This is a genomic window from Winogradskyella sp. PC D3.3 (assembly GCF_054366245.1).
In genome coordinates this window covers 3,540,194-3,555,793 of sequence record NZ_CM135962.1, presented here as the reverse complement: position 1 = coordinate 3,555,793, position 15,600 = coordinate 3,540,194, and the positions used below count along the sequence as shown (strand labels likewise).

Below are 15,600 nucleotides of genomic sequence, written 5' to 3'. Positions count from 1 at the left end.
AAAACTTGATGTTGTGGCACAACAGAGCGGCATTATCCCTTTAATAGGGACGTTGAACGGTATTAATTTTTATTATTTGAATGGTAAGCCGATTGCCCGAAAAGCGGGTGGAGGATTTACAAGAAAAGCAATAAAGAGCAAGGCTAGTATGCAGCGTGTGCGTGAAAACGCTAGTGAGTTTGGGCATTGTTCTGCGGTTAATAAAGCGTTTAGATTGGCTTTAGGTCCATTCTATAGAGGACACAAGTTTACGCATTTTCATAGTCGTTTAATGGGCTTGTTTATGCGGTTGAAAGTTTTGGATCCGACGCATAAACGAGGGGAACGCCGTGTTGTGAATGGGGTAGGGCATGCTTATGGTCCTCAATTGTTAACCGCGTTTAACTATACTCCAGCTTGTGTTGTACGGCAGGTTTTACCTTTTTCGATGAGGATTTCTAACGTTGGTATGGCTTTGACTATTACTGATTTTGATATTGCGGAGGTGGGCTTTGTGGCTGGTGCTACCCATGTTGAGCTGACGTATGGTGTGTTGAATTTTGATTTTGATAGTTTGGATTATGTGTTACATTTGGCTCCTCCTTTGGTTTTGGATGGTTCTTCTACGGTTTCTACAGTGGTTTTAGAACCGGATTCTTTACCTAGTGGTCTTGGCACTCAGCTTTGTGTGCTTGGAGTGCGGTTTTACCAAGCGGTAGATGGGGCTTTGTATGTTTTAAATGCTAAAGATAGTGTGGGTATTGCCGTTTTGAAATGCTTATAGGGCGTTGGAGGTTGCTGTGGTGTTTTAATTTATTTTGCGCGACAGTACTTCTTAAACCATTTAAAGAAAGAGATTTTAATACTAGAGAAACGCTTATTAGACTTGGTAAAACAAGACCAACAAGAGCAATTAACTTTATTGCAAACGATACCAGGGATAGGCTTAAAAACAGCTTTGTTTTTAATTGTAGTAACGGATGGATTTAAAAAGTTTGAAACTGCATCACAGCTATGTAGTTATGTAGGAATTACACCAACGATTCGAGAATCAGGAAGCAGTGTATGAGGGCGTAGTAGGATAAGCAAAGTAGGCAATAAGAAATTAAGGAATCGTTTGTTTTTAGCAGCCTTTTCGGCCTATAAACATAACCGAGGCTGCAAAGCCTTATTTGATAGAATTGTAGCTAAAGGAAAGCGTGCAAAATTAGCATTAATAGCCGTAGCGAATAAGTTGCTAAAACAGGCCTTTGCTATTGCAAAAAGTGGATTGCCTTATGATGAAAATTATGTTTCAAAATTAGCTTAAAGTTACTCGTTTTTAAACTCAGTTCTTTGTTGGCGGTAGTTTTTTGCTTTATAATTAAGTATCATTATTTAAATGCATTATAATAACGTACATTTTCATCAAGTTTATTTGCCGTTGTTTTTGCATCATGTGCATTCCATATAGCAAGATAATTTTGAATGATGGTTTTTGCGTCTTTTACTACTACAGAGATGTTACTAAAGATTGTAATAGAAATAATGGCTATAATTTCTTTTCTAAAGCATTTCTAATTTTTAAGCCGGTGCTGTTTATTAATTTATATTCTCTCAAAAAAAACAAGAACCTATTCTTTTATTTTTTTAAATCGCTAAATTCTAAATACAGTTGTTGTAGAAGCAATAAATTGTTATTATTTACTTCTATTTTATTTGTACTAACCCCAATTGGAGCATTGCTTTCTTGATTTAATTTTAGGATTGCAAATTTTTTATCATTTATAAAAGCGTCTAAATTAGTTTTGACTTCTATTATTTGATCAAAATCTGGTTTGTTCGTTATTTTATGAATAATAAACTGTTCTTTTTTATTGCCGAATAAAATAAAGACTGTGCTTGGAGTTTTAGTTTCATCAGGGTTAAATTTTTGAAAGTAAATTACTTGCTTAATCGTGACAGTAATGTCTTTTAATACAAGAGTACCACCTCTTTCAAAATGACCTCTAAATAAATTTACCTTGAACGCTCTGGGATTGCTAATCATCTCTGGTAAAACAAAAGTTTCTGGCTGAATTGTGTACGTAGAATTTTTAGGATGATTTTTTTTATCTTTAAGATACCTTTTTTTATCCTTTTCTGGTAATGTTAACTCTAATATGATTTGGTAATTGTGTGGAGAATGAAACATAGGTAGGTGTGATGCATAAATATGGTCAGTCCCTATAAGAACCATTCCGTGTGTCGCTGGTATATCTGCATTCATTTCTGAATGATTCTGTTGTGCAATTAATTTTAGTGAAATTAATATTAATGCAATAAGTAATGTTGTTTTTTTCATTTTGTGTGATAATAATGTTGATAATTTTTCATTTTAATTTGAAACAAATTTGAGCCCTACTATAGAGCTAATAAGTGTGATTATAAAAAACACTCTCCAAAAGTTAGCAGGATCTTTGAAAACTATAATTCCTAGAATAACTGTCCCTACAGCTCCAATTCCTGTCCAAATAGCATAGCCTGTTCCGATAGGAATAGTTTGCATTGCTTTAATTAGTAGACCAAAACTAATTAAAGAACAAACGTAAAAACCTGTGTAACACCAACATTTCTGTACCAGAAGCTTCTTTAGCTTTCCCCAAACAAAAGGCAAACGCCACTTCAAACAAACCAGCAATAACTAATAAAATCCAATTCATGATAAATACTTTTCTTTGTCAGTTTTAAACTCTCTTTGTACAAGTTGTTCTTCCATTTTTAAACGGAGTTTTAATTTTTAGAAAGTTCTTTTACTATTTTCCCAGCCATATCAAAAGATTTAATACGTTTTTCTAATGAGTGAATTGGACTATAAAAAAGCAACTCATCTGGTTTATAGGTATGGATTATTGATTTTAGCTCTCCTTTCATTTTATGATAATCTCCTGTGGCATTTATTTGCATAGAATGATTAACATTATTAAGTACTTCTGGACGCATAACCGTATGTATGTTTTTAACTGGTCTTGGTAGCGGTCCTGCTTGTCCTGTAATTAAATTACCGTAACCTTGTTGGTAAGATGTTCGTAAATAAAGAGCTTCCTCATTTGTATCTGCTCCAAATACACTCATAGACATCATAAAGTAAGGCTTATCAAGATATTTTGATGGTACAAAAGATTCTCTGTATACAGAAACTGCCTGAGCTAAATAATCAGGTGCAAAATATGACGCAAAAGCAAATGGTAGCCCAAGCTTTGCGGCTAGTTTTGCTCCATTAAGGCTGGCTCCTAATATCCAAACTGGAACTTTAGTTCCTTCTCCAGGAATTGCTCTTATGGTTTGCTCAGAAGAGTCTTCAAAATAGTTAATAAGTTCTGATACGTCTGTAGGAAAAGGATCTTCTGTAGATAGCGCTTTCTTTCTTCTTAAAGCTCTGGCTGTAATATTATCTGTTCCAGGAGCACGCCCTAACCCTAAATCAATTCTATTAGGATACATAGTTTCTAAAGTACCAAAATGTTCTGCGACTATAAGAGGTGCGTGATTGGGCAACATAATACCACCTGCACCAACACGTATTTTTTTGTAGCATTAGCAATGTGACCAATTAAAACACTAGTTGCAGAGCTTGCTATTCCTCCCATATTATGGTGTTCTGCAACCCAAAAACGTGTAAAATCTCTTGGTCTGCAAACTGGGCCAATGCAACAGCATTACTTATTGCGTTTGCACTATCCGATCCTTCTAAAATTGGAAGTAAGTCTAATATTGAATATTTTGTTTGATGTTTCATTTGTTGCGCTCTTAATTAAATTCCATGCAAATTTATGGCGATTAAAGGGCTTGTTTGTAGGACATTTGTCCAAAAAGAATAAGTCTCATTTTAAGTTGTAAATGGCGAGTAATAAATAGTATAATTATGTTTTTATTACAAAATTTATGATTCTGTATTGCTTAGATAAATAAAAAGCAAACTAAATATCAAAGGCTTACATAAACGAATTTTACACGCTGAGTCAAAACAATGTTGTCTTTGGTGTAAGAGGATTTCTTGGTATTCTATTAAAAAAAAACGAACCTGTTAAGTAGTTGTTTTTCAAAATTTCATCACTAATTAAAAATAGTATCTAGAGAAAATTGATTTTAAATAGGCCATTTATTTCAAGTACAACATTAATACATAAGATGTAACTCTGCCCTATTAAAATTATAGCCAAAATTTCTTTTTGGACAAATGTCCTAGAGAAAATCTTTTTAACTGCAATAATTTTGTCCCATCAATAATTTAAAAAATATAAAAACATGAAAACAATAATTTTAATTGGAGCAAATGGAAAAATGGGTCAAGCAGCTTTGACCGGTTTAGGTAATCATAAAGTAATAACAGCAGGTCGTTCTGGAGACGGTTGTGATTATGCTGTAGATATTACAAATGAAGAATCTTTACGAAAGTTATTTAAAGACGTAGGTCATTTTGATGCAGTTGTAAACACAGTAGGTGTTTGTGAATACGCACCTTTTACAGAAATGACTTCAGAGCAATGGGCAACTACAGTAACAAGTAAGATGATGGGACAAATAAATATTGTTCGCATTGGTCAAGAATATATTGCAGATAATGGATCTTTTTCATTAATAACAGGAATTCTTAATACCAAACCTATTCCTTTGGCTATTGCAGATGCTACAACAAGTGGTGCTATAGATACATTTGTTAAATGTGTAGCCTTTGAGTTGCCTAGAGGAATTCGTATAAACTCTATAAATCCAACTGTATTAGAAGAAGCATGGGAAGTTTATGGAGAAATGATGCCAGGTTTTGAGCCTGTACCAGGTAGATTAGTTGGTAAAGCTTTTGAGCGCTCGGTAGATGGTTTTATAACTGGTCAAGTTCTTTTTGTAGACCACTATTAAATCTTAATTTATCTTTTTATAGAAGGCGTTCGGTTATGCAATGCAACGCCTTCTATTTATTAAAAATTTAATACAAAAAATAATGACAAAAGAAACGAAAGAAGTTTTTAAACTTCATGATATTGATTCTGCACCAGAAAAAAGTAAAAAGCATTTAGCATTCAGGCAGAAAAAGATATTCTTGAAACAGTTGCAGAGTTTGGTCAATATACGATGAGTAATATTGTAATAAACGGAGAGATGTCATACTATGAGGCTATTATGGAATTTACTGATGTTGACGGTAAAAAGCATCGATTTGAACAAGTTAATCGAACAAAGTGGAAAGATGGAAAAATTATTAATGAGCGCTATTATCACGCTTAAACATTTAAAATAAACAAGATGAAAAATTTTAAACTAAATACTAGCCCTACAGTACAAAACAATAATATGGAAGAAAATACCAGTCAATATTGTGATCAGAATTATTTTCATGATTTTTATTGCAGTTGTTTTGTTTAGTATTTAAAACGAAAAAATAGCCTTTTTAATTTTGGGATATTTTCTCGTTTTAATACTATAATTTGCTAAAAAGAAATAAGAGATCGTATTCTACTCAAATGTCTTTGAGTGATACCTAAATAAGAGGCAATATATTGAAGTGGAATTTGTTGAATAAATTCGGGTTGCTTTTTTATTAAATCTGAATAACGTCTTTGTGCCTTATCTTTTTGGTGATTGAATATCCATTTTTCTAGCTCAACATATTCTTTTTCGGCAACTATTTTTAAAAACTTCAACCATTTTACATTCTCTTCGGCAAGAGATTCTATAGCTTGTTTAGATATTGAAATTATTTCGGCATCTGAAAGCGCTTGAATATTTTCTTCAGATTTATTTCCTGTTATTAATGAAGAATAAGCCATTAGTAAATTACTAGGAAATGTAAAACAGTATGTTATTTCCTCATCGTTATTTGAAAAGTAATAGGAACGAAAAATTCCACTTTTAACAAAAGCTATAGAGTTGCAAACTTCATTGTTATTAATATATAAATCGCCTTTTTTTAATAAAATAGTTTGAGATAATTTCAAGAAATCATTAATCTCTAGGTCTGTAAATAAATTAAATGATTTTAAATAGTCGTTCATTTTTTTCTTTGATGTTTGGTATGCTGAAATTACCGCCAACGTGTTTGTGTATGGTTAGTTGCGTGGTTAAGCGAGTAAGTTAGCAAATAAAAACCGAATAGAAAATCTGCGAGGATTTTCGTAAGTAGGCGAGAAGCTAGCCATTAATTATATACGGCTTAAGTTTGCAAATTATTAAATTAGATTAATAAATCAGAAAGTACAAAAGAGAGAATTAAGGTTAGTATACACGGTGAAGCCAAGACTTCGACAACATTGATAATCCTCTCTCTTTTTCTACCTAAATTTCGTTCAGTTCTGTGAGACCAAGATCTCGTTTTTAAGTTGTTGAAAGTAAAGTAGAATGTCCTTTCTAAAACTCATTTTTTATGAATAAAGATAAAGAAATTTATGGTATTGACATTAGTAAAAATGTTTTTGATGTGTATTGCGAGTCTATAGGTCATATTCAATTAAATAATGATGAAAAAGGCTTTAAAACACTATTAAAAAAGCTACCTAAAGCAGCTTTGGTAGTTATGGAAGCTACAGGCTATTATCATTACAGGTTAGCTCAGTTTTTAGATAAAAACGAAGTAGCAGTATCAGTAGTAAACCCATTGTCAGTTAAACGCTTTATACAGATGAAATTGGCTAAAGTAAAAACAGATAAGAGTGATGCAAAAGCGATTTGTGAGTATGGAACGATGAACAATTTGCCAATGTACAGTGCCTTGACAGCTATTCAAGCAGAATGTCTACAACTCTTTAGATTGTTGGATAATTATTTAAAGAAACGCACCCAGACCAAGAATAAGAAACATGGCGAGGAAGTCTTAGGTATTCCATCGAAATATGTTTATCAGTCTTTAAAACGAGATTTAAAGCATTTAGACAACGAGATTAAAGGCATAGAATTAAGGTTGTTGGAACTAGTAAAACAAGATCAGCAACACCAATTAACCTTATTAAATAGCATTCCAGGAATAGGCATAAAAACTGCTTTGTTTTTAATAGTTGTAACAGATGGTTTTAAGAAGTTTGAAAGCGCATCACAGCTTTGCAGTTATGTAGGCATTACACCAACAATAAGGGAATCTGGAAGTAGTGTTAGAGGACGCAGTAGGATAAGTAAAGTAGGGAATAAGAAGTTAAGAAACATGTTGTTTTTATGTGCTTTTTCGGCCTGTAAGCATAATAAGGCATGTAGAGAAATCTATGAACGAATAGTAGCCAAAGGGAAGCGCAAAAAACAAGCCTTAATAGCTGTTGCCAATAAGTTATTAAAACAAGCTTTTGCCATTGCAAAAAGTGGTTTGCCTTATGATGAAAACTTTGTTTCTAAATTAGCTTAAAATTGCTTTTTTTTTAACTCAGTTCTTTGTTAGCTTTTCGTCATTTTTTTCTATATCGTAATTAGATGTTCTTTACCTTTAATGAGTCCTGTCAATTTACTTCTATATTTAACTGTAGTACCTAAATCGTTCAAGGTTGTCGTCAATTTCATTTTATCGGCACAAGCTTTACAGGCTTCCACAGTAACTCCATTTTTTATTAACTTTTGTAATTCGTTTTGCACTTCTTTATCTTATCCTGAAAGACGTGTAGAATCACCCCAAATAATAATATTCACTTCGTCCCACCAAGAATTTTAATTGAATTACCAGCATACAATGCTACCATATGCATAAATGTATCTTTATCCTTACTTGTCCATAATATATTGAATCTTTCCATATTTTTCGACTTTAATTCTTTCGTTTTTTTTGTATTTCCAATGATTCTTTTGCCCATCTAATAAACTCGTCAGGATTTTCTAATATGTCAGCTGGAATGTTATAAAATGAAAGCACTGTTGCATTACTTTTAAAGGGTTTTAATGGAACCGAACCTGATTCAATAAACTTAGCCCTATTGGTATCATCTACTTTCAGGTAAACGACATCGTTAGCAATTATTCCAAAAGCTAAATTATCCTGATACAATGCAGTACAACCAAACATTCTATTGATATATACATTACCCCAACCCGATAGTTGGTCGAGAACAAACTGTGTAAAATCGTTTGAAACAGCCATTTCTATTTGCTTTTTGAATACAATTTTGACGCTATCCAAGCTCCAATAATCATCTCAGCCCAAGCGATAGGGAATAAAATTGCAGCCGTACTCCACTCTCCCAAACCCGTATTTACACTGGCAATCCAGAAAACACCAATTGTGGCTAAAGCTGTAGTTGTACCTGAAATAATAATTGACTTTAAGTTATTCCCAAATGCAACCGAACAAAGCCAAAATATAAATACTAAAGTTGCAGACAGCAAGGTGTCCCAGATTCCCCAAATCAAGGCATTACTTACTTCCATAGCACCAATTGGTATTCTGCCTGCAAAGAATTTTTCCATCAACGGGAAGGCAACAAACATAGCTCTTGCTACTTCTGCAATATTTATCCAAATGCTTGTTATTAAAGTGATAATAACAAACTGTTTCAAATTAAAAACTTTATTTTCCATTGTGATTTTATATTTAAATTTGATACAAAGATGTATCAAATACAAGAAAATAATCGTTGATATTTGCTAAGAAATGGCTTTTGTTGTCTTTAATAATGAGCTAGGTGTCGTTTTGTGAATTTTCACATCTGAGCAATTATTAAAGCATTTGAATGCCTCTAATTCTTTAATAAAAGCAGCTTCAAAATCATCATTAAAAGAAAAGCTTTCTTCCAAAAATAAATGATGAATATGGAGCGTAGCAGTCTTTTTATCGGCCTTACAATCCATTCTTGCCACTAATTTACCATCCCAAAGAATGGGTAATGAAAAATAGCCGTATTTCCGTTTCGCAGCTGGAGTATAACATTCTATTTTATAATCAAAGTCAAATAAGTGCTGCATGCGTTTACGCTGAATCAATAAATTATCAAAAGGAGAGAGAATTTTTAGTTCACTATTAATAGGCTTACTTAACAAAGTCAAAGCATTAGGTAAGGCGTAATATAGTTGTCCGTTAACAGTCACTTCAAGTAATTCATTGTTTGAATACATCTCCTTCAAAACAGAAGTAACTAGCGTTTTGGTATTTTTAAGTAAATAGGCTATTTCACTTGCTTGCCCAATACCATTAGCTCTTAGATAGCTTGTAATTAAAAACCGAATATGTTCTTGCTGTGTAGGACATTTAGAATCTATATCATCTGGTAAAACGCGTTCCGTAAGGTTATATACTTTATGAAAATTCTTACGGCTAGAAATCATTAAATCCCCTTGCATAAACAAATTCTCTAAGGCTTGTTTTGCAGGTTTACTTTGCCATTCTCCCAGTTTAGCTTTATGTTCAAAGTCTTTTGCCATTAACGGCCCTTCGTTTTCTATGCGTTTTAGTATAGCATCCATTAGTTTGACATCTTTCTGAAACCAATGGCTTTGTTCGTTTTTTAGAATAGCATGTTTACGCGGAAGCGAATACCTATAATCGCGCATGGGCAGATATGCTGCAGCATGCGACCAATATTCGAATATTTGTTTGGTTTCAATTAACGTATCAATATGAGAAAGTTGATATTCAGGATTTCTATTCCATAAGGTATGATGATGGGCACGTTGAATAGCAGAAATGGTATCTATTTGTACATAACCAAGATGTTCAATACTTGCCAGTGTATTATCTATAGCAGTTCCGTTTACTATATTCGGCAAAACGCGTTGAGAAAGCAATACTAGCTTTTGTGCTTCTATTTTAGAAAGTATTTCTTTCATATTACATCACGTATTTCTTTTCGAATACGACTTAAATGTTCTGCTGAAACACCAATAAAAGATGCAATTTGATGTTGCGGAACTCTCGATATAATTTGTTTATTATTTTTTAGAAGGTCTAAATATCTTTCTTTGGGGGTTTTTATGATAAAAGATAGCCGTTGTTCTTCTACTTTTATAAAATTAAGTTTAAACAATTGAAAAATCATTCTGTGAAAACCGATAATTTCTGAATTCAAAAACTCTAGCGCTTCCATGGTCATCTCAATTGTTTTGATAGGACTTAGCGCTTTAATATTTATTTGAGAAGGTTGGTTTTGTAAATAATTTACATAATCGTAGCTATGGTCATTTTCAAAATAAAAATTGGTAGTAAATTCTTTTCCATCTTTTATATAAAACCCCCTTGCACAACCTTCTAGGATTATCTTAACAACATTAGATTTATCTCCTTTTTTAAATAAGAAATCGTTTTTTTTATATTCAACCTTCTCAAAACCAGAAATAAATAATTCTGCATCTTCTACAAGCATTCCCAATGATTTAACAAGATGCTTTACGTAATTATTCATTGTAATATGTAGTGTTTTTTTGATGAATGCCTACGTGTTTGTCTATGGTTTGTTGCGTGGTTAAGCACGTAATTTAGCAAATAAATACCCAATAGAAAATCTGCGAGGATTTTCGTAAGCAAGCTCGAACTAGCCATTAATTATACACGGTGTTGTAAGTAGTTTTTCTTTTTTTATTAATTCCGTTAATTTATTCAGTTTTATTTGGTCATTTTTTTTCCAATCCGTTTTGTCAAATTCCAACGTATTGAACTTTTTCAAACTCCGATACATTGGTAAGAGCACAGACTTAAATTCTCCAGTCAGTTTATAAATCAGAATTCGATTTTCTGTTATTCCGCCACTTTTTGAAATATTCATTTCAATTTCTTTTCCGTTTTGTTTTAGTTCAAAGAAATAACATTCAGGTTCTAAATTCCAGCATATTTCAGTTTCAATTCCGTTTATTGCTAAAATTAAAGATTCACAAAGTTTATCGGTCGGGTTTTCAGGAATGTTAGAAGTATTAAATTCTAAATTAAAATCAGTATATTTTAATTTAATCGGAAGCCATCCATTTTTCGGATTCCCTAAAGTCAGTTGCACTTTATTCATCTTTTGCTATTTCCGATTTTAAATGCTTTTCGAGATATTCTTTTTCCTTTTGGTTTAGATTTTTAAGTATTCCCACACGACCATAAAAACTAATATTTTCATCATCTTTATGAACAAGGACAATTAGAGGATATCCATTTTGCGCCTCAAACATTTCAAGGTTTTTTTCGATTCCAATTTTCGGATTTGGCCTGTCTAAATAATAGGCAAAACTTATATCTTTTACAATCGGAAGGTCAAAAGGGTCACTAGTAGGATTCGCATATTTGATAATTCCTTGAACTTCATAAAAGTCCGATTCATTATAATCTGAATATTTTTTTTCGGACTCGCAAGATGAAAGTCCCAAACTCAGTAATATCAATATGATTAGCGTTTTTTTCAAATTACTTACAACGTGTTTGTGTATGGTTAGTTGCGTGGTTTGGCAACTAAGTTAGTAAATAATTACTGAATAGAAAATCCGAGAGGATTTTCGTACGTAAGCTCAATAAAGCAATTAATTATACACGGTGTTGTGTGTAGTTTTTTATTACGTTTCATATTCCGATTTATATAACTCCAAAAACTTAGAAGTCAGAAGTCTAATTTCTTTTTGTCCTTTGAATCTCGTTCCTAAATAGACAGCAATAGTAAATACCAAAATAATAGTAAAAACAACCCAGTATTTATTCATAAGCATGAAAGATGTCATTGAGAGAATAATTCCGATAATTGCTAATATTTTTCCACTTGTAAGCATTCCAATTTTGAGAGTTGATTTGAGTTCAAATTTTCCGTTGTCATTTAAAGTTCCTAGAAGTTTATAGTTGTTTGGGAAAATATTTCGAGTTAATTCAAATTTTCTTGATTCAATTAATCCGTTATAATGTCCGCTCTGAATTAATTTATTCAGGATGTTTAATGATTTCTTAGTATTTGAAATAGTTTCTGTCATTTCTCAAATTATACACGGTGTTGTGTGCAGTTTTTTTATTCCAGACGTTTTTTAATATCCATTCTCTGATGTAAAATTCTAACGATTTCTACAATTTCATTTTCGACTTTTCTATAAAAAATTAGATGCGATTTAACTTTTATATATCTGTAATTCTTTCGAGTTTGTTCAGCCGATTTTCCTATCATAAAATTGTCAGCTATAAATTCAATTTCTCCGACTACTAGGTCGTAATATCTATCCGCTTGCTTTTTAGACCACTTGTGAAAAGTGTAAATCCAAATGTCGTTTAAATCTTCAATTGCTTGTTCACTTATTCTGTATTTGTTTATACTCATAAGTGTTTGCGATGTAATTCAGCTAGATTTTGTTTTGGGTCAAAATTTTCAACAAATCCACTTTGTTCTCCAATTTCAAGAGCCTTAATCAATTCCCGTTCTTTTTTTTCTTCCGTTTCTAACAAACGTAAAGCTGAACGAATTACTTCGCTTACTGAACTATATCTTCCAGATTTTACTTCGTCTTTAATAAAATCCTCAAAATAATTTCCTAGTGATATTGATGTATTTTTTCCCATTTGAGCTAAAATTTACTCAAATATACCAAATCTTGGTAACGTAGCCAAATTACACACAACGTTGATGTATAAGGTTAGTGGCGTTGTTAGACCACTAATTTAGTAAACAAATACTAGCTTGAGATAATTCCGCAGGAATTATCCAAGTAAGCCATAACTAGCCATTAATTTTATACGGTGTTGCCAACCGTTTTTATTTTTAAAGTAATGCTCCAAATCCACCAAACATAAAAGCCAAAATGACAAATATTATAGGAATAGCGACGAGCCACCAAACAAGCATTGAAGTATTCGACCTTATTTTTTCGAGTTTTTCAACTTGTAAGGTATTAGCATACAAAAGTTCTTTTAATGTTTCGCTGTCATCAAGGTCTCCGTATGTTTCAAGGAATTTAATCCTTTTTTTAGTCATTGGTATTTTGTCTTGTCCCATTTTTATTTATCAGATTATTTATTTTAAAATTCAAACATTATGTACATAGAAATTCCATTATTCATTTTTACTATTCTCGCTTTCTGTAACCTTGTCTTTTTCATCGGATACGTTCTCGGTGGAATTTACGGCAGGAAGAGAGATTGATTTTTCAGATTGAGTAGCGACAGAAAACACCTCAAATTTTTTAGTCCAATAACCTATCCAAAACACAAAAACACAAATTCCGAATATGATTCCAACAAGTTCAAAATTAGTTTTATCAGATAAAAAATTACTTTTAGGTTTCTTAAATATTCCTTTATTATTTAAAGTCCGTTTACAATTATCTAAAAACTGGATTACTTTTTTTGGTTTTTCGTCCAACATTTCTTTAACTTCTTTGTCGCTTACAAAGTCAGTACTTAATGTTTTTACATGCCATTTAAATTGTGCAATCCACGCATACTCGGTTGAGTCAAATCCGAAAAAGTCTTTTATATACGAAGCAGTTTCAAAAGTCCATTCTTGGTTATTCGGATGGTCAGAACTTAAAATTTTTTGTTTCTGTTCCTCTAGTATTTTTATGGCTTTTTTCTTTCTCATTCAGTTTTCAGAGTGTGATTGGTAAATGGTTGGCAACGTTGTTGTATATGGTTTGTTGCGTGGTTAAGCACCTAATTTAGCAAATAAAAACCGAATAGAAAATCCGCGAGGATTTTCGTAAGTAGGCTAGAACTAGCAATAAATTATATACGGTGTTAGCCACAGTTATTTTTCTATTTTTAATTCGTCAATCATCCATTCAAGGTTGTTCTTTGCTGTACTAATAATATCTAAATATGTTAAATACTTTATTCCTTTTGGAACGTCCATAATATTTTGCTTAATTTTTCCGCCTAGTAGAATAATTTCTATTGGTTGATTTCCAAAATAGGAACTTAATTCATCTCTGTATTTCACAGCTTGATTTTCAGTATCTCTTGATAATGTAAAAGAAGGTCTTTTAAATTCTATTAAAACTAAATTTCTGCTTTTCGATTTGCTTAAAAATAAATCTGGTCGATTTAGTACATTTTCACCCGTGTAATCCTTATCAAGCATTTCTTTAATTGCTCGTTTTAAGTTTACGTCAGAAAACAATACAGAATAATCATCTCCTAGTACCCAAGTGTTTTTCTCAAGTGCTTGGTGAATATCTTTTTCAAGTGCTTTTGGATTAGCAATTAAAATACTTAACTCATCTAAAAATCGTAATCTATTGATTGTTTGACTTGTAATTATGCTCATTTCTAGCATACCAAATTCAGACAACGCATTTGCAAATTTTTCAACATCAGATTCTCGACAATCTTCAATGTTATTTATTATTCCCCAATAATGGTCTTTTTCCATTGCAGATATCATAACAGAAATTACTGTACTAATTCTTTCTTCAGATTCTCCATAAAACTTTTCTAAAGTTTTGTAAAGCGCTTTTTTTGCAAAAGGTTGTTTAAATTCAGGAAGTTTTTCTAATTCCTTATTTATCTTACGTTGAAATCTAGCTTTTGCCATTTTCATATCTGTGGCAAAAACATCTTCAACAGAATTTTTAAGGTGCTTTGTAGTTGTTTCTTTTATCGAGGTATATAATTTACTGTTTTCTATTATTGCTCCCCAATCAGCAGTTACATCAGCTTCTAAATCGTCACAGATTATTTCTCCGTAAATTCTGTTTTGCAGTTTCTTTGGAATGATTTCTTCATTTGCTAATAGGTTTTGAGGTCTTCCGATTACTTTATCTCCAATTTTAGTTACAATACCACAATTTTTAATTGGTTTAGGTGTAATTGTATATTTTAAAATTGCTTTTTTTCCTTCAAATTCAATTTCTTCTGTGAAAGATTTTCCTTGTAAATCTAAAACGTCGATTTTATCTCCGTTAATTATTATTTCAAAATCTGTATCTCTTCCATATTCCCAAACCAATATTTGTTTCATTTTTTCCGGGTTTGGAAATTCCAAGTTTTGATTGAGATTACTTAATGTAATTGTGGTACCATTTTTACTTTTTTCACAACTTTCTGTGGATATAGGTAAAGGAACTTTTTCTAAATTATAATTACCTTTCGCTAATTCTTCTTTGTCAATTAATAAAGTTGTTTTTACTCCATTCGCATAAGTTTCTAATTGCATTTTAGTTGCAACCATTAAACCTGCAAATTTCCCAATTCCTTTACGACCTTTTACTTTTCTTTTTTTACTTATAGATAAAGCTCCTTTTCTTACAATTCTACTATTAGCTACATTTAAATATTCAGTCCTTACTTCATTTTCTTTCATTCCAGAACCATTGTCTTCTATAATGATTTTAGGATTTGGAATTAATGGTTCAGGAAATGTAATAATTATCTTTTCCGAATCGGCATCATACGCATTGTCTATTAATTCTTTGATTGCATATTCAGCAGAACGATATGTTTCGCCTAATAACTCTGCAAGTTTTGTGTCTATTTTGAAAAAGGCGTTTTTGTTCATTCGGTCGGTTTTTTTTTTTTAATTGTGGCTAACTTGTTTTATAAACTCAATCATGTGCTATATCCTTTTTGTTTTCCCGGATAAAATATGTTTTAACACATGACAGTAAGGCTATAAAGTTAAAGCATATTTTAGATATTTCTATACGTAACTTTACGTAGTGATTTTAATCTTCTATTCGTTCTGGTTTCTTTGTCTGTGAATTGTATATCCGCTTCTGCATTATTAAAAGTGCTTACCATCTAATTATTTGCTCTTA

21 protein-coding genes and 2 pseudogenes are annotated in these 15,600 nt (G+C 31.8%); 5 read left to right on the top strand and 18 right to left on the bottom strand.

From position 1 onward, the window contains the following. Positions 1 to 148 precede the first annotated feature (148 nt). Positions 149 to 763, top strand: a complete 615-nt coding sequence (locus ACXGSQ_RS15740) for a hypothetical protein (RefSeq protein WP_458627101.1) — start codon at positions 149 to 151, stop codon at positions 761 to 763. A 57-nt stretch (positions 764 to 820) separates the two neighbouring features. Further along, positions 821 to 1,288 (top strand): annotated as a pseudogene (locus ACXGSQ_RS15735) (IS110 family transposase); the annotation flags it as partial. A 312-nt stretch (positions 1,289 to 1,600) separates the two neighbouring features. On the opposite strand, the gene ACXGSQ_RS15730 reads toward ACXGSQ_RS15735, so the two are convergent. The 4 genes and pseudogenes from ACXGSQ_RS15730 to ACXGSQ_RS15715 form a co-directional block, all read right to left on the bottom strand. Beyond that, a complete protein-coding gene (locus tag ACXGSQ_RS15730; protein WP_458627100.1) occupies positions 1,601 to 2,302 on the bottom strand; it encodes a hypothetical protein in 702 nt (233 codons plus the stop codon). Between the two features lie 33 nt (positions 2,303 to 2,335). After that, positions 2,336 to 2,660, bottom strand: a pseudogene (locus ACXGSQ_RS15725) (DMT family transporter). A gap of 70 nt (positions 2,661 to 2,730) precedes the next feature. Then, positions 2,731 to 3,498, bottom strand: a complete 768-nt coding sequence (locus ACXGSQ_RS15720) for an MsnO8 family LLM class oxidoreductase (protein WP_458627099.1) — start codon at positions 3,496 to 3,498, stop codon at positions 2,731 to 2,733. 76 nt (positions 3,499 to 3,574) lie between these two features. Further along, complete coding sequence (locus ACXGSQ_RS15715) at positions 3,575 to 3,736, bottom strand: hypothetical protein (RefSeq protein WP_458627098.1); 162 nt, start codon at positions 3,734 to 3,736, stop codon at positions 3,575 to 3,577. A 509-nt stretch (positions 3,737 to 4,245) separates the two neighbouring features. On the opposite strand from ACXGSQ_RS15715, the gene ACXGSQ_RS15710 reads away from it, so the two are divergent. Together ACXGSQ_RS15710 and ACXGSQ_RS15705 are read left to right on the top strand one after the other, a co-directional pair. Next, positions 4,246 to 4,857: a short chain dehydrogenase gene (locus ACXGSQ_RS15710; protein ID WP_458627097.1), complete on the top strand. Its 612-nt coding sequence runs from the start codon at positions 4,246 to 4,248 to the stop codon at positions 4,855 to 4,857. A gap of 213 nt (positions 4,858 to 5,070) precedes the next feature. Beyond that, positions 5,071 to 5,223 carry a hypothetical protein gene (locus tag ACXGSQ_RS15705; RefSeq protein ID WP_458627096.1) on the top strand — a complete coding sequence of 51 codons (153 nt, stop codon included), beginning with the start codon at positions 5,071 to 5,073 and terminating at the stop codon, positions 5,221 to 5,223. A gap of 203 nt (positions 5,224 to 5,426) precedes the next feature. Here ACXGSQ_RS15705 and ACXGSQ_RS15700 read toward each other — a convergent pair whose 3' ends face one another. Continuing rightward, positions 5,427 to 5,990 (bottom strand): Crp/Fnr family transcriptional regulator, encoded by a 564-nt coding sequence (locus ACXGSQ_RS15700; protein ID WP_458627095.1) that lies wholly within the window; start codon positions 5,988 to 5,990, stop codon positions 5,427 to 5,429. A gap of 368 nt (positions 5,991 to 6,358) precedes the next feature. Here ACXGSQ_RS15700 and ACXGSQ_RS15695 point away from each other — a divergent pair, with 368 nt between their 5' ends. Beyond that, positions 6,359 to 7,324: an IS110 family RNA-guided transposase gene (locus tag ACXGSQ_RS15695; RefSeq protein ID WP_458627094.1), complete on the top strand. Its 966-nt coding sequence runs from the start codon at positions 6,359 to 6,361 to the stop codon at positions 7,322 to 7,324. Positions 7,325 to 7,374: 50 nt separating this feature from the next. Here the strand turns inward: ACXGSQ_RS15695 and ACXGSQ_RS15690 are convergent, their stop codons facing one another. The 13 genes from ACXGSQ_RS15690 to ACXGSQ_RS15630 all read right to left on the bottom strand — a co-directional run bounded on the left by ACXGSQ_RS15690 (position 7,375) and on the right by ACXGSQ_RS15630 (position 15,341). Continuing rightward, on the bottom strand, positions 7,375 to 7,548 hold the full coding sequence (locus ACXGSQ_RS15690) for a DsrE family protein (protein ID WP_458627093.1): 174 nt from the start codon (positions 7,546 to 7,548) through the stop codon (positions 7,375 to 7,377). Positions 7,549 to 7,717: 169 nt separating this feature from the next. Further along, on the bottom strand, positions 7,718 to 8,047 hold the full coding sequence (locus ACXGSQ_RS15685) for a TfoX/Sxy family protein (protein ID WP_458627092.1): 330 nt from the start codon (positions 8,045 to 8,047) through the stop codon (positions 7,718 to 7,720). Positions 8,048 to 8,049: 2 nt separating this feature from the next. After that, the gene (locus tag ACXGSQ_RS15680) at positions 8,050 to 8,484 is read right to left on the bottom strand and encodes a hypothetical protein (RefSeq protein ID WP_458627091.1); all 435 of its coding nucleotides are present in this window, start codon (positions 8,482 to 8,484) and stop codon (positions 8,050 to 8,052) included. 66 nt (positions 8,485 to 8,550) lie between these two features. Next, positions 8,551 to 9,729 (bottom strand): winged helix-turn-helix domain-containing protein, encoded by a 1,179-nt coding sequence (locus tag ACXGSQ_RS15675; RefSeq protein WP_458627090.1) that lies wholly within the window; start codon positions 9,727 to 9,729, stop codon positions 8,551 to 8,553. After that, the gene (locus tag ACXGSQ_RS15670; protein ID WP_458627089.1) at positions 9,726 to 10,301 is read right to left on the bottom strand and encodes a Crp/Fnr family transcriptional regulator; all 576 of its coding nucleotides are present in this window, start codon (positions 10,299 to 10,301) and stop codon (positions 9,726 to 9,728) included. Before ACXGSQ_RS15670 ends, ACXGSQ_RS15675 begins: the two co-directional genes overlap by 4 nt. Before the next feature lie 129 nt (positions 10,302 to 10,430). Further along, a complete protein-coding gene (locus ACXGSQ_RS15665) occupies positions 10,431 to 10,895 on the bottom strand; it encodes a hypothetical protein (RefSeq protein WP_458627088.1) in 465 nt (154 codons plus the stop codon). Then, positions 10,888 to 11,259, bottom strand: a complete 372-nt coding sequence (locus ACXGSQ_RS15660) for a hypothetical protein (RefSeq protein ID WP_458627087.1) — start codon at positions 11,257 to 11,259, stop codon at positions 10,888 to 10,890. The genes ACXGSQ_RS15665 and ACXGSQ_RS15660 overlap by 8 nt, the downstream gene beginning before the upstream one ends. A gap of 168 nt (positions 11,260 to 11,427) precedes the next feature. Beyond that, on the bottom strand, positions 11,428 to 11,832 hold the full coding sequence (locus tag ACXGSQ_RS15655; RefSeq protein WP_458627086.1) for a hypothetical protein: 405 nt from the start codon (positions 11,830 to 11,832) through the stop codon (positions 11,428 to 11,430). 35 nt (positions 11,833 to 11,867) lie between these two features. After that, the gene (locus ACXGSQ_RS15650) at positions 11,868 to 12,170 is read right to left on the bottom strand and encodes a type II toxin-antitoxin system RelE/ParE family toxin (RefSeq protein WP_458627085.1); all 303 of its coding nucleotides are present in this window, start codon (positions 12,168 to 12,170) and stop codon (positions 11,868 to 11,870) included. Beyond that, complete coding sequence (locus tag ACXGSQ_RS15645; RefSeq protein ID WP_458627084.1) at positions 12,167 to 12,409, bottom strand: type II toxin-antitoxin system ParD family antitoxin; 243 nt, start codon at positions 12,407 to 12,409, stop codon at positions 12,167 to 12,169. Before ACXGSQ_RS15645 ends, ACXGSQ_RS15650 begins: the two co-directional genes overlap by 4 nt. 199 nt (positions 12,410 to 12,608) lie before the next feature. Further along, positions 12,609 to 12,842, bottom strand: coding sequence for a hypothetical protein (locus ACXGSQ_RS15640; protein ID WP_458627083.1), 234 nt, complete (start codon positions 12,840 to 12,842; stop codon positions 12,609 to 12,611). A 57-nt stretch (positions 12,843 to 12,899) separates the two neighbouring features. Beyond that, positions 12,900 to 13,427 carry a hypothetical protein gene (locus ACXGSQ_RS15635; protein WP_458627082.1) on the bottom strand — a complete coding sequence of 176 codons (528 nt, stop codon included), beginning with the start codon at positions 13,425 to 13,427 and terminating at the stop codon, positions 12,900 to 12,902. A 165-nt stretch (positions 13,428 to 13,592) separates the two neighbouring features. Continuing rightward, a complete protein-coding gene (locus ACXGSQ_RS15630; RefSeq protein ID WP_458627081.1) occupies positions 13,593 to 15,341 on the bottom strand; it encodes a Shedu anti-phage system protein SduA domain-containing protein in 1,749 nt (582 codons plus the stop codon). Between the last annotated feature and the right edge of the window lie 259 nt (positions 15,342 to 15,600).

Coding starts and splice junctions, on each gene's coding strand:
- ACXGSQ_RS15655 (WP_458627086.1), bottom strand. CDS start 11,832: ATGACAGAAACTATTTCAAATACTAAGAAATCATTAAACATCCTGAAT.
- ACXGSQ_RS15710 (WP_458627097.1), top strand. CDS start 4,246: ATGAAAACAATAATTTTAATTGGAGCAAATGGAAAAATGGGTCAAGCA.
- ACXGSQ_RS15695 (WP_458627094.1), top strand. CDS start 6,359: ATGAATAAAGATAAAGAAATTTATGGTATTGACATTAGTAAAAATGTT.
- ACXGSQ_RS15720 (WP_458627099.1), bottom strand. CDS start 3,498: ATGTTGCCCAATCACGCACCTCTTATAGTCGCAGAACATTTTGGTACT.
- ACXGSQ_RS15635 (WP_458627082.1), bottom strand. CDS start 13,427: ATGAGAAAGAAAAAAGCCATAAAAATACTAGAGGAACAGAAACAAAAA.
- ACXGSQ_RS15630 (WP_458627081.1), bottom strand. CDS start 15,341: ATGAACAAAAACGCCTTTTTCAAAATAGACACAAAACTTGCAGAGTTA.
- ACXGSQ_RS15645 (WP_458627084.1), bottom strand. CDS start 12,409: ATGGGAAAAAATACATCAATATCACTAGGAAATTATTTTGAGGATTTT.
- ACXGSQ_RS15730 (WP_458627100.1), bottom strand. CDS start 2,302: ATGAAAAAAACAACATTACTTATTGCATTAATATTAATTTCACTAAAA.
- ACXGSQ_RS15680 (WP_458627091.1), bottom strand. CDS start 8,484: ATGGAAAATAAAGTTTTTAATTTGAAACAGTTTGTTATTATCACTTTA.
- ACXGSQ_RS15665 (WP_458627088.1), bottom strand. CDS start 10,895: ATGAATAAAGTGCAACTGACTTTAGGGAATCCGAAAAATGGATGGCTT.
- ACXGSQ_RS15675 (WP_458627090.1), bottom strand. CDS start 9,729: ATGAAAGAAATACTTTCTAAAATAGAAGCACAAAAGCTAGTATTGCTT.
- ACXGSQ_RS15740 (WP_458627101.1), top strand. CDS start 149: ATGCAGCGTGTGCGTGAAAACGCTAGTGAGTTTGGGCATTGTTCTGCG.
- ACXGSQ_RS15670 (WP_458627089.1), bottom strand. CDS start 10,301: ATGAATAATTACGTAAAGCATCTTGTTAAATCATTGGGAATGCTTGTA.
- ACXGSQ_RS15650 (WP_458627085.1), bottom strand. CDS start 12,170: ATGAGTATAAACAAATACAGAATAAGTGAACAAGCAATTGAAGATTTA.
- ACXGSQ_RS15685 (WP_458627092.1), bottom strand. CDS start 8,047: ATGGCTGTTTCAAACGATTTTACACAGTTTGTTCTCGACCAACTATCG.
- ACXGSQ_RS15705 (WP_458627096.1), top strand. CDS start 5,071: ATGAGTAATATTGTAATAAACGGAGAGATGTCATACTATGAGGCTATT.
- ACXGSQ_RS15715 (WP_458627098.1), bottom strand. CDS start 3,736: ATGAAACATCAAACAAAATATTCAATATTAGACTTACTTCCAATTTTA.
- ACXGSQ_RS15700 (WP_458627095.1), bottom strand. CDS start 5,990: ATGAACGACTATTTAAAATCATTTAATTTATTTACAGACCTAGAGATT.
- ACXGSQ_RS15640 (WP_458627083.1), bottom strand. CDS start 12,842: ATGGGACAAGACAAAATACCAATGACTAAAAAAAGGATTAAATTCCTT.